Here is a 13,437-nt window from a genome sequence, read left to right on the forward strand (position 1 = left end):
GCTCAAGCACCCCGAAACCGTGCAACTGTGTTTAAAATGCCGCCCGCTCAATGACCGACGTTTAACGATGACCCCAGACGCCCTCGCCACCCTGCATGCCCACCTGCTCACCGCCCTGGCCGATGCGCCCAGCGAAACCCGCCGCCTGTTCCACGGCCGTGGACGCTGCTGGCCGGGCCTCGAGCAACTGACCGTGGACTGGCTGCAAGGCGTGGTGCTGGTCGCGCTGTTCAAAGCGCCTGAAGCCGAGCAGTTGGACGCGTTAAAGCAGCTGCTGAGCGAATTCGACTGGGCTCAGTTCGGCGCTCATACCGTGGCCTTGCAGCACCGTTACCTGCCGCAAAGCACCACCGAATGGCTGGTGGGCGAGGCGATTGATGAGCTGACCATCACCGAAGGCGGCCTGCGCTACCTGATCGACCTGGGTAAAAAACAGAATAGCGGGCTGTTCCTCGACATGCGTTACGGGCGCAATTGGGTGCGCGAACAGGCCAAGGGCCAGCACGTGCTCAACCTGTTCGCCTACACCTGCGGCTTTTCCGTGGCCGCCATCGAAGGCGGCGCCGAGCATGTGGTGAACCTGGACATGGCCCGCGGCGCCCTGAGTCGTGGCCGCGACAACCATCGGCTGAACGGTCATGACCTGAGCAAGGTCACCTTCCTGGGCCACGACCTGTTCAAGTCCTGGGCCAAGGTCACCAACGGCGGCCCCTACGACCTGGTGATTATCGACCCGCCGTCTTTCCAGAAAGGCAGCTTCCTGCTGACCAAGGACTACCAGCGCGTGCTGCGCCGCCTGCCGGATTTGCTCACCGCACAGGGCACGGTACTGGCGTGCATGAACGATCCGGCGTTCGGCGAAGATTTCCTGATCGACGGCGTAACCCGCGAAGCACCGGGCCTGCGCTTTGTCGAAAGACTACAAAACCCGCCGGAATTTCCTGATATTGACCGGCAAAGTGGCTTGAAGGCACTGGTGTTCCGCCAAGGCTGATGCCGAAACGTCCTGCACTTGCTACGCTAAGTGATACACCGGGTGGTGAACCTTCTTACACCCTTCCCGGTCGATACCTGCATTCCCCGGCCAGACTCGACGGTGTCACACCGTCGGCTGCCCCGTTTCACCCTTTGGAGAACCGCCCGTGATATCGACCCTGCATGTAGCCAGAATCAAAGCCTGGGGCGCCCACGGCTTTACCGCCACCGGCGTCGTACTGGCCTTTTTGGCCACCCTGGCGCTGCTGGAAAACTCCCCCAAAGCCTGCCTGCTCTGGCTGGGTCTGGCCCTGGTGGTGGATGGCGTCGATGGCTCCCTGGCACGCCGGGTCAATGTCAGCACCGTGCTCCCGAGCTTTGACGGCTCGGTGCTGGACCTGGTGATCGATTACCTGACGTACGTGTTCATTCCGGCATTGTTTATCTACCGTTACATCGACCTACCGGACTTCACCCACCTGTTTACGGTGTCGGTGATTCTGGTGTCGTCGCTGTTCTGCTTCTGCAACGTGAATATGAAGAGCAAGGACAACTACTTCGTCGGCTTCCCAGCCGCATGGAACGTGGTGGCCTTGTGCGTGTACATCATCCAGCCGGATGCCTGGGTCACCCTGCTGACGGTGATCGGCCTGGCCCTGCTGACCGTGACGCCGATGAAGTTTCTGCACCCGTTCCGGGTGAAGCGGTTTATGCCGATCAACATCGCGGTCACCACCATCTGGTTGCTGTGCAGCTTTTTGATGGTGGTGGATTACCCGAATACCAACCCGTGGACGTTTGGGCTGTGGTCGCTGATGTCGGCGTACTTCCTGGGGATTTGTATCTGGCGTACGGCGCTGGAGTGGCTGGACAAGCGTCACGACTGATCGCAGTTAAAAATGTGGGAGCGGGCTTGCTCGCGAATGCGGTGTATCAGTACCAGATGTACTGACTGACGGACCGCATTCGCGAGCAAGCCCGCTCCCACATTTGGTTATGTGTACTCCTGGCGAGTAAGATAGCGGCTTTCGTGCGGCCCCTCCGCTGCACCCCGCCCCAGTAAGCCCTGCCCATGCCCTTCGAACTCAGCGTTGACCTCACCACCCTCGCCATCCTCGCGGTGGTTGCCTTTATCGCCGGTTTTATCGACGCCATCGCCGGCGGCGGCGGGCTACTCACCACCCCGGCGCTGCTCACGGCCGGCATGCCGCCACATTTGGTATTAGGCACCAACAAACTCAGCTCCACCTTCGGTTCGGCCACCGCCAGTTTTACCTTCTACCGGCGCAAGCTCTTCCACCCCCGCCAGTGGGTGCATGCCATCGTCGGCACGTTGATCGGTGCGCTGACCGGCGCGGTAGTGGCCCACTACCTGCCCGCCGAAACCCTCAACAAAATGCTCCCGGTAATCGTGTTCGGCTGCGGCCTGTACCTGCTGTTCGGCGGTACGCCCAAGGCGCCGCTGGATGCCGATGCACCGATCAAGAAGAAATGGCAAGCCACCCAAGGCTTCGGGCTGGGTTTCTACGACGGCGTGGCGGGCCCGGGCACCGGGGCGTTCTGGACTGTCAGTACCATGCTGCTGCACCCCATCGACCTGGTGAAGGCCAGCGGCGTGGCGCGCAGCATGAACTTTGTCAGCAATGCGGCGGCGTTGACGGTGTTTATCATCAACGGCTCGGTGGATTGGATCGTCGGCTTGGCCATGGGTGTATCGGTGATGTGTGGCGCGTTCTTTGGCGCGCGCAGCGCAATCAGCGGCGGCGCCAAATTCATCCGCCCGGTGTTTATCACCGTAGTCCTCGGTTTGACAGTGCGCCTAGCCTGGCAGCACTGGTTCAGCGTGGCCTAAACGACGGGCCAGGTAGAGGTCGATCAGGTAACGCGCAATCGAACGTGACGCCGGCAATGGCGGCAAGTCGTGGATATTGAACCACTGCGCGTCTTCTATCTCATCAGCCTGGGGCACGATATCGCCACCGGCGTACTCGGCATGGAAGCCCAGCATCATCGAGTGCGGGAACGGCCAGCACTGGCTGCCCATGTACTGGATGTTCTTGACCTCCACCTGCACTTCTTCGCGAACCTCGCGGATCAGGCAGTCTTCGGCCGACTCACCCGGCTCGGCAAACCCCGCCAACGTGCTGTACACCCCCGTCACAAAGCGTGGCGAGCGCGCCAGCAGGATCTCGTCGCCACGGGTCACCAGCACAATCATGCTGGGTGAAATGCGAGGGTAGCTGCGCAGGTCGCAGGCCTGGCAATACATCGCCCGCTCCCGCGGCACCTGGACCATGGCCTGGCCGCAACTGCCGCAAAACCGATGCTCGCGCGCCCAGGTGCCGATCTGCGCGGCGTAGCCCAGCACTGTGTACAGAGTGTGGTCGCCTTGCAGCATAAAGCCGCGCAGGCCCTGCCAGCTGCAACCCGGCACTTCGCCCGCCGAGTCGAGTTCCAGCAAGTACACCGGTTCACCGTCGAGGTGGCCGATGCCGTGTTCGGCGAACACCGCAAGGTCCTGGCGCTTGAGCCATTCCCGTGGGAACAGCGGGCCGTTGGCATCGTGTAAAAAGCCGTCGCGGCTGCGGGCGACGGCCCAGCCGCCGGGGGCGTCGTTGTCCAGCAGCGTTGTGGTAATCCAGCCTGGGGTCATGTCAGTCAATCCACGAATTCGGGTTTCTGCTTGCTCATATGGGCCGCGATGGCCACGCGCAGGTCGTTGGATTGCAACATAGCCGAGTTCCAGGTGGCAACGTATTCCAGACCATCATTGACTGTATGGTCACGCATGTAGCTGATCATGGCCTTGGTGCCGGTGACGGCAATCGGCGATTTGGCGGCGATTTCATGGGCGATTTCCATGACGCCGGCCAACAGGCTGTCCTGATCGGCGTACACGCGATTGACCAGGCCGATGCTGCGCGCTTCCTCAGCCCCGAACTGGCGACCGGTGTACGCCAGCTCACGCAGCATGCCGTCGCCGATGATGCGCGGCAGGCGTTGCAGGGTGCCGACGTCGGCCGCCATGCCGATATCGATTTCCTTGATCGAGAACTGCGCGCCTTCGGCGGCGTAACGCATGTCGCAGGCGCTGATCAGGTCGATGGCGCCGCCGATGCAGTAACCCTGGATCGCCGCCAATACTGGCTTGCGGCAGTTGTCGACGGCGTTGAACGAGGCTTGCAGCTCAAGGATTTTGCGCCGCAGCAGGCGTGCATTACGGCCCACATCCTTGCCGAATTCATTGGCCACCGAGGCCAGCATCATCAGGTCGATACCGGACGAGAAATGCTTGCCGGCGCCGCTGAGTACTACGGCGCGCACGGCGTCGGTGTCTTCGACCCATTGGAAAATATCGATGATTTCGCGCCAGAACGCCGCGTTCATCGCGTTGATCTTTTCCGGGCGATTGATCTGCACATGGGCAACGTTGCCGGTGAGTTCGACGACGAAAGCTTGGTATTCGGACATGGCAGTGATCCCTGACTGGCGAGTGATAAGGCCCGAACTATAACAAGGGTGCGCCACGGCGCATCGGCCAAAAGCGGGACTGGCAAAGGTAATGAAATGTTGTGGGCGCAGGGTTCGTGCAGCGCCGATACATTTCACCCAGGCCCGGCGATTTTTCGGCTATACACTCAGGGCCATCGTTTGGAGCCCGTTATGCCGACCACGTTTCGCTCGTCCCTGATTCTGGCCCTGGTGGTCGTGTTCACCGGTATTGGCGCCGGCCTGGGCGGGATGCTCCTCGCGTTGCTGCTGCATGGCATCCAGCACCTGGCCTACGGCTACAGCCTCGACAGCCTGGTCAGCCATGAAACCTTCTTATTGGGCGTAACCGCTGCCGCGCCCGAGCGCCGCTTGCTGGTACTGGTGGTGTGCGGCCTGGTCGCAGGCCTTGGCTGGTGGGCGATTTATCGCTACGGCCGCCCACTGGTGAGCATCAAACAGGCCGTGTCGGAAAAAATGCCGATCATGCCGCCCAAGACCACCCTCGCCCATGCCGTGCTGCAGATCATCACCGTGGCACTCGGTTCGCCGCTGGGCCGCGAAGTGGCGCCGCGTGAAGTTGGTGCACTGGCGGCAACCTGGCTATCCCAACGTGCACGCCTGGAACCGCCGATGCATCGTCTGATCGTCGCCTGCGGCGCGGGAGCCGGCCTGGCGGCGGTGTACAACGTGCCACTGGGCGGCGCGGTGTTTGTGCTGGAAGTGCTGGTGGGTGTGTTCAGCTGGCAGGCCGCGCTGATCGCGTTGGCGACTTCGGCGATTGGCGCGGCGGTGGCCTGGATCGGGCTGGGCGCTGAGTCGCAATACGTAGTGCCGCATTTTGTATTGAGCCCGGCGTTGATCGCCTGGGCGGTGGTCTGTGGCCCGGTATTGGGTGTGGCGGCCTACGGTTTCACTCGCCTGACGGGCGCGGCGCGTGCCAATGCCGCACGCGGCTGGCGCCTGCCGGTGTTGTCGCTGATCAACTTCACGATCATCGGCGGCCTGGCGATGCTGCTGCCGCAAATCCTCGGCAATGGTAAAGGCCCGGCGCAGCTGGGGTTCGATAATGAGTTGACGATCGGCCTGGCGGCCCTATTGCTGGTGGTCAAGGTACTGATCACCACCAGCAGCCTGCGCGCCGGCGCCGAGGGCGGCTTGCTCACACCGGGCCTGGCCAATGGCGCGTTGCTGGCAATCATCCTCGGCGGCGCCTGGAGCCTGGCGTGGCCCGGCGTGCCACTGGGCGCCTTTGCAATCATCGGCGCGGCAGCCTTCCTGGCGGCCAGCATGAGCATGCCGCTGACGGCGATTGTGCTGGTCGCGGAATTTACGCGTATTGACCATGACTTCCTGGTGCCGATCATCCTCGCGGTAGTGGGTTCGGTCTGCGTGAGCAAGCTGTGCCAGCGGCGCGGGTAAAAACCCTGCAAAACGCTGGATAAAACCCTGCGCACACGCCATCCTTCGCGCTTTAAGCCGCCCACCCTGCGGCGCTCGACGTTTAAAGGATATGCCCATGCACGCCCAACCCCTCGCCCCCGCCGATTTCGAATTCATCGAAGAAACCCTGCTCAAATACGGCGACGACCATTCGGTGCTGAACCTGGCCGAGCTTGACGGCTACTTCACCGCACTGGTGTCCAGCCCGGCGCAGGTAGATGTGGCCGAGTGGTTCCCGGCAATCTGGGGCGGCCAGAACCCGCAATGGGACAATATGGACGAAGCGCAGAGCTTCCTTGAACTGTGCGTGCGCCACCTCAACACCCTGGCAAGCCAACTGGCAACCGACGCCAAAAGCTTCAAGGCACGCTTCGACGCAACCGAACACCAGGGCCACATTGTGACCCTCGCCGAAGAATGGTGCTTTGGCTATATCCGCGGCGCCGCCATCGGCAATTGGCCGGAACTGCCGGCAGAACAGGCCGCCCTGCTGGAAAAGATCTCCTGGTGCGCCGAGCAGGACAATTTCGAATTACCCGCCGACCTGGATGTACCCGCACATCAACAACGCGCCAGCGCAATCGAACCGGCAGCACGAACGCTGCACGATTACTGGTTGGCAAAACGGTAATTTAGCTTTTGATCTTGATCCTAGGCGCCCCGTCAACCACGCTGGCCGCACGCTGGCTTGAATCCGTGGGTAACCCGGCAGGACGCCGGGTTAGCCGCGCTGGGCCAAGGATGGCCCATCGCGGCGGCCCACGGATTCAAGCCTGCGTGCGGGCACACCGAGCCGCAGGCGAGGTGCCGAGTGGTGGGGCAAGAGCCCTTTGGTTACTTTGGGGCTCTTTTCCAAAGTGACCCGCCGTAAGGGCGGAACCAATAGCCGCCGTTACCACAAAAACGGATATACCCCCCAGCTGAACACGACGCACCCCCAATAAATCCAAGCGCCCATGACCCCAAGCTCGACAAGCACCTCATCTATACCCGATTATTCGGATCCGCCCCGTCGGCCACTCCCTACCTTGAATCAGGAGCCCTGTACCTTGAGTGCGCAGAAAACCGTGACCGTGACACCGCCCAACTTCCCCCTCAATGGCAAGGTCGCGCCCCCCGGCTCCAAATCCATTACCAACCGTGCCCTGCTGCTGGCGGCGCTGGCCAAGGGCACCAGCCGCCTGAGCGGCGCCCTTAAAAGCGACGACACCCGCCACATGTCGGTGGCCCTGCGCCAGATGGGCGTGAGCATCGACGAGCCGGATGACACCACTTTCGTGGTGACCAGCCAAGGCACACTGCAACTGCCGCCCCAACCGCTGTTCCTCGGCAATGCCGGCACCGCCATGCGCTTTCTCACCGCCGCCGTCGCCACCGTGCACGGCAGCGTGGTGCTGGATGGCGACGACTACATGCAAAAACGCCCCATCGGCCCGCTGCTCACGACCTTGCGCCAGAACGGCATCGCGGTCGACAGCCCCACCGGTTGCCCTCCGGTCACCGTGCACGGCGTGGGCAAGGTTGCAGCCAAGCGCTTTGAAATCGATGGTGGCTTGTCCAGCCAATATGTCTCGGCCCTGCTGATGCTGGCGGCCTGCGGCGAAGCACCGATTGAAGTCGCGCTGACCGGCAAGGACATCGGCGCCCGTGGCTACGTGGACCTGACCCTGGACTGCATGCGGGCGTTCGGCGCGCAGGTCGAGGTGGTCGACGACACCACCTGGCGTGTCGCCCCCACCGGCTACACCGCCCATGATTACCTGATCGAACCCGACGCCTCCGCCGCCACCTACCTGTGGGCTGCTGAAGTGCTGACCGGTGGGCGCATCGACATCGGCGTGGCAGCGCAGGATTTTACCCAGCCGGACGCCAAGGCGCAGGCGGTGATTGCCCAATTCCCGAATATGCAGGCCACGGTGGTTGGCTCGCAGATGCAGGACGCAATCCCGACCCTGGCGGTACTCGCCGCGTTCAACAACACCCCGGTGCGCTTCACTGAACTGGCCAACCTGCGGGTCAAGGAATGTGACCGCGTACAGGCCCTGCACGACGGCCTGAATGAAATTCGCCCGGGCCTGGCGACGATTGAAGGCGACGATTTGCTGGTGGCGGCCGACCCTGCGCTGGCCGGCACGTCGTGCAACGCGCTGATCGACACCCACGCCGACCACCGCATCGCCATGTGCTTTGCGCTGGCGGGGCTGAAAGTCTCGGGCATTCGCATTCAGGACCCGGACTGCGTGGCCAAGACCTATCCTGAATACTGGAAGGCCCTGGGCAGTCTCGGGGTAGCGCTGAGCTACTGACGCGCCGGCGTCGGAAGGCGGAGGGAAAGCACATGAGCATTCGCCAACCCTGCCCACCCGGCGCCTGCGTCTGCGACCGCGAGCAACTGCTGCAAGCCCCGGGCGCCGACCTGCGCATCCTCAACCTCACGCGCCAGGAAGAAAAGAAGCTGCTGGAACGCCTTGAAGACCTCAAGAGCCTGCAAGACCTGGAACACATGCAACAGCGGATGTACGCACTCTTGGGCATCCGCGTGCATGTGGCGCCGGGGCACACCGAGGTCAAGAGCATGCGCGGGATACAGATCGTCATCGACGAACTGCCGGGCATGTGCCGCAAGACCCGCCAATCGATCCCGGCGGCGATTCGCCGGGGCCTGGAAAAACGCCCGGAAATCGCTTACCGCTTGCTGGACGCCCACGACCTGTTTCGCGAAGGGTGAGCGCCGCTACTCATTACCCCTGCCGCCGGCAAACGACCAGTCTTCTGCTGCCGTGGTGCTGATAACCACCATCACATCCTCAGGGTCCAGCCCGATGGCCGCGTTCAAACGTTGCGCCAATAGCTGATAGAAGCGCCGTTTGGTCGCGGTGTCCCGTGGTTTGCCGCCGGTGATCGCGATCAGCACGTAATCAGCGCTGCGGGGGCCACCGAGGTAGTTGGCATCAATGATCAACTCCCCTGCGTCATGCTGATGGATGACATGGAAACGATCGGCGACGGGGATTGCAAAGGTCTCGACCAGTGCGTCGTGTAGCCCTTGCGAAAGGGCCTGCAAATATTCGGGGGTTTTCCCGCGCTGCAGGGAGATTCTGGCGTAAGGCATGCTCAGAGACTCCCCAGTTCGTCGATCAGGTTCATGGCCGACGCCGCCGTCGGCCAGCCGGCGTAGAACGCCAGGTGGGTCACGACTTCGGCCAATTCTTGCTGGCTCAAGCCATTCTGTCGCGCACGCTGCAGATGGCCGGGCAGCTGTTCCAGACGGTACAGCGCCACCAGCGCAGCAACGGTAATCAGGCTGCGCTCGCGGGGTGACAGTTGCGTGCGCGTCCAGATATCGGCAAACAGCACATCACGGGTCAGTTCGGCAAACTTCCGGGCAAAGTCGCCGGTTGGGATAGTCATGGGTAGGGCTCCGACAATTGGGTTGACGGGTAAAAATTAGCAAGCCAGGATCATTCCGAATATCAGATTAAACACCGTCAACAATCCTGTTTTTATGGACTATTCGATGCGCCAGCCGACCTTCGATCTTGATGTACTGCGCACCTTTGTCCTTGGGGCGCAGCTCAACAGTTTTGCCCGGGCCGCCGAACGACTGGGACGCTCCACCTCGGCGGTCAGCGCACAACTCAAGAAGCTCGAAGAGCAGATCGGCACGCCGGTATTGAGCAAAGCCGGGCGCGGCCTGGCGTTAACCCCGGTGGGCGAGGTATTGCTGAGCCATGCGCGCAGGTTGCTGGAACTCAATGACAGTATTTTCGCTGCGCTTGACCAGACCCGCACGGCGGGCACCTTGCGCCTGGGTGTACAGGAAGATTTTGCTGAACACGTGCTCAGCAGCACCTTGCGCCGGTTTACTCAGGTGTATCCGATGATCAGCCTGCAAGTGCGGATTGCCCGCAATGCCGAGCTGCTGGAACTGATCGATAGCGCCGGCCTGGACCTCGCGCTGACGTGGGCCACCGAGAATACCTCGCCCTACGTAACACCGCTGGGTCAAACGCCGATGCACTGGATCGGGCCTCGCGACACGCCGCTGTTGCCGCGTGCAGAAGGCGCGCCACTGCCGTTGGTGATGTTCGACGCGCCGTGCGTGCTGCGCAGCGCAGCGACCGAAGCACTTGACCGCGCGGGCATTCCCTGGCGCATTGCCCTGACCAGCCCCAGCGTCGGCGGTATCTGGGCCGCCGTCGATGCCGGCCTGGGGGTGACATTGCGCACGCGAGTGGGCTTGCCCGCCCATCTGCGTGTACTGGATGACCTGCCGCCGGTGCCCTCACTGGGCTATGAGCTGCACAGCAATCAACTGCAGCCCACGCCGGCCGTGGCACACCTGGCCAGCCTGATCCAGAGCAGCCTCGAGCCTTAGGCGGTTTCGCGCCCGAACATCTGCTGCCCCAACCTGCGGGCGGTGTGCAAATGGGTCTCGGCGCTTGCGCTTTCCGACTCCAGCAACAACTCGGACGTCACCACCTGCGCGCCACAGTAATCAAAGATGCCGTAGTCGATCTGCGTACGCATCGCCTTCGCATAGCCGTGCCGATCAAACGCACTGTCATCGGCGGCGCCCAGGGCCAGCAGATGCACGCGCAAGTGCCGCAGCTTTTTCACCACCGGCATATCCGGGCCATAGTCGATTGCCCAGCCGTTGACGAATACCCGATCAACCCAGCCCTTGAGCAGGCCCGGCAGCGACCACCAATAAATCGGGAACACCAGCACCACGGCGTCGGCGCGGTCGATACGCGCTTGTTCCGCCAGTACGTCGGCCGGTGGCGTGGCGCGGCTGCGGTGCACACGATGATCGGCGGCGGTGTAACGCGGGTCGAAGCCTTCGGCGGCGAGGTCGGCGACTTCGAAGGTATGGCCGCAGGCTTCCAGGCCGGCGGCCACCTGCGCCGCCACGGCGTGAGTGAGGGATTGTGGGTCGTGATGAGCAACCACGATGAGTGCGTGCATGACTTTGACTCCCTTTCGGCTTAAGCTACGTTTGGTAAGTTAAGCCGATAAGTTACTTTTGGTATATAAGCATGTCAAGCACTGAGTCCCCTGCCCCACGTCGGCGATTAAGCCGTGAAGATCGCCTGCGTCAATTACTCGATGTGGCCTGGCAGCTGGTGCGCGATGAAGGCACCGAAGCCCTGACCCTGGGCCGCCTGGCGGAACTGGCGGGCGTGACCAAGCCGGTGGTCTATGACCATTTCGTCACGCGTGCAGGGTTGTTGGCCGCGCTCTATGAAGACTTCGATAGCCGTCAGAACCAGGTATTTGCCGAGGCACTGCAAACCGCTGCCGCCACGCTGCAAGACCGCGCCTGGGTGATCGCTTCCTGCTATGTGGACTGTGTATTGTTGCAGGGCCGCGAGATTCCTGGGGTAATTGCCGCGCTGAGCAGTTCGCCGGAACTGCAAACCCTCAAGCGCGAATACGAGGCGATTTTCCTCAGCAAATGCCGCGACGCGCTGTCGCCCTTTGCGCCCGGCGGCAAGGTCTCGCAGGTCGGCCTGCGGGCCATGCTCGGCGCGGCGGAAGCCTTGTCCCAGGCGGCGGCCACTGGCGAGGTGAGCCGCGAAGAAGCGCAACAGGAGTTACTGGCCACGATCCTGGCGATGGTCAACCGCGGGCGGGCTTGAGCCATTGCGCCAGCCTCAGGTTTACCTTCAGCTCAGGTGTTCATTCACAAACAGCCGAACCTTGCGTGTCAGCTGATCCAGGTGCCGGTCGCGCTGTTTCTCCGCGTCCACCATCGCCCGCTTGCCATGCTTTTGCAGCAGGTAGGTATGAATCTGTCGGACCTCGAGCGAGCTGTAGATCGGCGCCACGTCCAACACGCCCATCAGCCCGTCGGTGGCGTAATCGCGTGTGTTCATCAGCACCTGGGTGCCGCGTGCGCCGCGTATCTGAAAGCCCATGGCCTGGAACGCCGGCACCTTCTCCACGGCACACGCCAGCTCGGCGTGAGGATAATGCGCCAGCACCTCGCCCATCATTGCCCGTGCCACACCCTGGCGGCGATGCCTGGCGTGCACCGCCATAAACACAATGCCACAGGCTTGGGGGTCATCCTTGACGGGCAGGTACAGGCAAAAACCGACCAGCTGTTCCGCCTCCGTCGCCACCACCAGCTCAACCGCGATGCCCTTCTGGCCGTTCAGCGCCTCCAGGTAGAGGTGCACCTCAAAGCCGATGGCGTACTGATAGATGTTGTAAAGCAGGTTGCTCGGCGCCAGCGCGACGCTGCTGATGTCGGTGAGGTTGTCCACCACCATCTGCAGGATCTGCGCATTGATCGGCTCGGGGCAAGGTGTGGTGTAGCGGGTAAGGCTGGACATGCAAATTCCTGGGGTTACGCGTCAAGGCAGCGGCGATTGTACCTGCTGGGCGCACACCTCGCGCAAACAGCGGCGCAACCAGCCATGGGCCAGGGCGGCGTCGAGCCGTGGGTGGTAGAGCATCGCCACAGTGATGGCATGGGGCCGCACCACCAGCGTGATCGCGCCGCAGAATACCCATTGAAGCAAAAAAACAAAAAAAGGCGTTGCGCCAGACCGGGTTACATCGCGCATCATGGGCACTTTCAAGCTCAAGGGTAACGTCCATGCGCGTGCTGTCATTGATGATGGGTCTGACGACGCTGGCCGCCGGTACGGTGTTCTGCGCCAGCGCGATGGCAAATGAAGAATCTCAACTGGTGCAACAGATCAACGAATACCGCAGCCATGTGCAACGCTGCGGCGACCAGGGTTCCCAGGAACTGCCACCGCTGGCCAGCGACACGCGGCTGGTGCTGCCGGCGACGAATGTCGGCGACTTGCAGCAGTCGCTGGCGCGGGCCGCCTACCCGATGGTCAACGTGCAGGCGATCAGCTTGTCCGGCCCCAAGGACGCCCAGGCGGCCATGAAGGCGGTGCGCGAAAGCTTCTGCCGCGTGGTGCTGGACCCGCAATTTGTCGACATCGGCGTGAGCAACAGCGGCCAGGACTGGCGCATCGTGCTCGCCCGCCCACTGCTGTCCAGCGGACTGGGGGACTGGCAAACCGAAGGCAAGCAACTGCTCGGTCTGATCAACGCCGCCCGCGCCCAGCCGCGCCAATGCGGTACTCAAGCATTTACCGCCACCACGCCCCTGTCCTGGAACGATGACCTGGCCGGTGCGGCCAACAGCCACACGCGCAACATGGCCAATGGAAATTTCTTCGACCACCTCGACCATGACGGCCGTACCCCCGGCGACCGTGCCGAACTGGCGGGGTATATCGCAAAGAACATCGGCGAAAACATCGCCGCCGGGCTCGACACCCCGCGCAAGGTGGTGGATGGCTGGCTCGCCAGCCCAGGCCACTGCGCCAACCTGATGAACCCGCAATTTCGCGAGTTGGGCGCCGCCTATGCCATGGACCCGAAGAGTGACGCCGGGATTTATTGGACGGGCGTATTCGGCACATCGCAATAGGCATTTATTCGGGCCTGCATCGATAAACAAATCGGCCCGAATCAATGGAGCATCAAAGTGCCATCTCG

General features: G+C 62.5%; 16 protein-coding genes and 1 pseudogene. 10 read left to right on the forward strand and 7 right to left on the reverse strand.

What is annotated here, in order from left to right:
* Positions 1-67 precede the first annotated feature (67 nt).
* The 3 genes from LRS56_12720 to LRS56_12730 all read left to right on the forward strand — a co-directional run bounded on the left by LRS56_12720 (position 68) and on the right by LRS56_12730 (position 2,827).
* On the forward strand, positions 68-994 hold the full coding sequence (locus LRS56_12720; protein WDU65234.1) for a class I SAM-dependent methyltransferase: 927 nt from the start codon (positions 68-70) through the stop codon (positions 992-994).
* Positions 995-1,142: 148 nt separating this feature from the next.
* Positions 1,143-1,862 (forward strand): CDP-alcohol phosphatidyltransferase family protein, encoded by a 720-nt coding sequence (locus LRS56_12725; protein WDU65235.1) that lies wholly within the window; start codon positions 1,143-1,145, stop codon positions 1,860-1,862.
* A 185-nt stretch (positions 1,863-2,047) separates the two neighbouring features.
* On the forward strand, positions 2,048-2,827 hold the full coding sequence (locus tag LRS56_12730) for a TSUP family transporter (GenBank protein WDU65236.1): 780 nt from the start codon (positions 2,048-2,050) through the stop codon (positions 2,825-2,827).
* Here LRS56_12730 and nudC read toward each other — a convergent pair.
* Positions 2,795-3,628, reverse strand: coding sequence for an NAD(+) diphosphatase (nudC, locus tag LRS56_12735; GenBank protein WDU65237.1), 834 nt, complete (start codon positions 3,626-3,628; stop codon positions 2,795-2,797). The two genes, LRS56_12730 and nudC, sit on opposite strands and share 33 nt — an antisense overlap.
* Positions 3,629-3,633: 5 nt before the next feature.
* A complete protein-coding gene (locus tag LRS56_12740) occupies positions 3,634-4,446 on the reverse strand; it encodes a crotonase/enoyl-CoA hydratase family protein (protein ID WDU65238.1) in 813 nt (270 codons plus the stop codon).
* A 192-nt stretch (positions 4,447-4,638) separates the two neighbouring features.
* Between LRS56_12740 and LRS56_12745 the strand changes: the two genes are divergently transcribed.
* From LRS56_12745 to LRS56_12760, 4 genes are all read left to right on the forward strand, one after another.
* On the forward strand, positions 4,639-5,886 hold the full coding sequence (locus LRS56_12745) for a chloride channel protein (protein WDU65239.1): 1,248 nt from the start codon (positions 4,639-4,641) through the stop codon (positions 5,884-5,886).
* Between the two features lie 97 nt (positions 5,887-5,983).
* Complete coding sequence (locus LRS56_12750; GenBank protein ID WDU65240.1) at positions 5,984-6,538, forward strand: UPF0149 family protein; 555 nt, start codon at positions 5,984-5,986, stop codon at positions 6,536-6,538.
* A 418-nt stretch (positions 6,539-6,956) separates the two neighbouring features.
* The gene (locus LRS56_12755) at positions 6,957-8,213 is read left to right on the forward strand and encodes a 3-phosphoshikimate 1-carboxyvinyltransferase (protein WDU65241.1); all 1,257 of its coding nucleotides are present in this window, start codon (positions 6,957-6,959) and stop codon (positions 8,211-8,213) included.
* Between the two features lie 32 nt (positions 8,214-8,245).
* Complete coding sequence (locus LRS56_12760) at positions 8,246-8,635, forward strand: hypothetical protein (GenBank protein ID WDU65242.1); 390 nt, start codon at positions 8,246-8,248, stop codon at positions 8,633-8,635.
* A 6-nt stretch (positions 8,636-8,641) separates the two neighbouring features.
* On the opposite strand, the gene LRS56_12765 is transcribed toward LRS56_12760, so the two are convergent.
* Together LRS56_12765 and LRS56_12770 are read right to left on the reverse strand one after the other, a co-directional pair.
* A complete protein-coding gene (locus LRS56_12765; protein WDU65243.1) occupies positions 8,642-9,019 on the reverse strand; it encodes a tautomerase family protein in 378 nt (125 codons plus the stop codon).
* 2 nt (positions 9,020-9,021) lie between these two features.
* Positions 9,022-9,318: a carboxymuconolactone decarboxylase family protein gene (locus tag LRS56_12770; GenBank protein ID WDU65244.1), complete on the reverse strand. Its 297-nt coding sequence runs from the start codon at positions 9,316-9,318 to the stop codon at positions 9,022-9,024.
* A 106-nt stretch (positions 9,319-9,424) separates the two neighbouring features.
* Here LRS56_12770 and LRS56_12775 point away from each other — a divergent pair, with 106 nt between their 5' ends.
* Positions 9,425-10,285, forward strand: coding sequence for a LysR substrate-binding domain-containing protein (locus LRS56_12775; GenBank protein WDU65245.1), 861 nt, complete (start codon positions 9,425-9,427; stop codon positions 10,283-10,285).
* On the opposite strand, the gene LRS56_12780 is transcribed toward LRS56_12775, so the two are convergent.
* On the reverse strand, positions 10,282-10,875 hold the full coding sequence (locus LRS56_12780; GenBank protein ID WDU65246.1) for an NAD(P)H-dependent oxidoreductase: 594 nt from the start codon (positions 10,873-10,875) through the stop codon (positions 10,282-10,284). The genes LRS56_12775 and LRS56_12780 overlap by 4 nt on opposite strands.
* A gap of 71 nt (positions 10,876-10,946) precedes the next feature.
* Between LRS56_12780 and LRS56_12785 the strand changes: the two genes are divergently transcribed.
* Positions 10,947-11,549: a TetR/AcrR family transcriptional regulator gene (locus LRS56_12785; protein WDU65247.1), complete on the forward strand. Its 603-nt coding sequence runs from the start codon at positions 10,947-10,949 to the stop codon at positions 11,547-11,549.
* Between the two features lie 27 nt (positions 11,550-11,576).
* Here LRS56_12785 and LRS56_12790 read toward each other — a convergent pair whose 3' ends face one another.
* Positions 11,577-12,248: a GNAT family N-acetyltransferase gene (locus LRS56_12790; GenBank protein WDU65248.1), complete on the reverse strand. Its 672-nt coding sequence runs from the start codon at positions 12,246-12,248 to the stop codon at positions 11,577-11,579.
* A 21-nt stretch (positions 12,249-12,269) separates the two neighbouring features.
* Positions 12,270-12,380, reverse strand: a pseudogene (locus tag LRS56_12795) (LysR family transcriptional regulator).
* 134 nt (positions 12,381-12,514) lie between these two features.
* Between LRS56_12795 and LRS56_12800 the strand changes: the two are divergent.
* On the forward strand, positions 12,515-13,369 hold the full coding sequence (locus LRS56_12800) for a CAP domain-containing protein (GenBank protein WDU65249.1): 855 nt from the start codon (positions 12,515-12,517) through the stop codon (positions 13,367-13,369).
* Positions 13,370-13,437 lie beyond the last annotated feature (68 nt).

Source organism: Pseudomonas poae (assembly GCA_028869255.1).
In the GTDB taxonomy this organism is placed as follows: Bacteria; Pseudomonadota; Gammaproteobacteria; order Pseudomonadales; family Pseudomonadaceae; genus Aquipseudomonas; species Aquipseudomonas poae_C.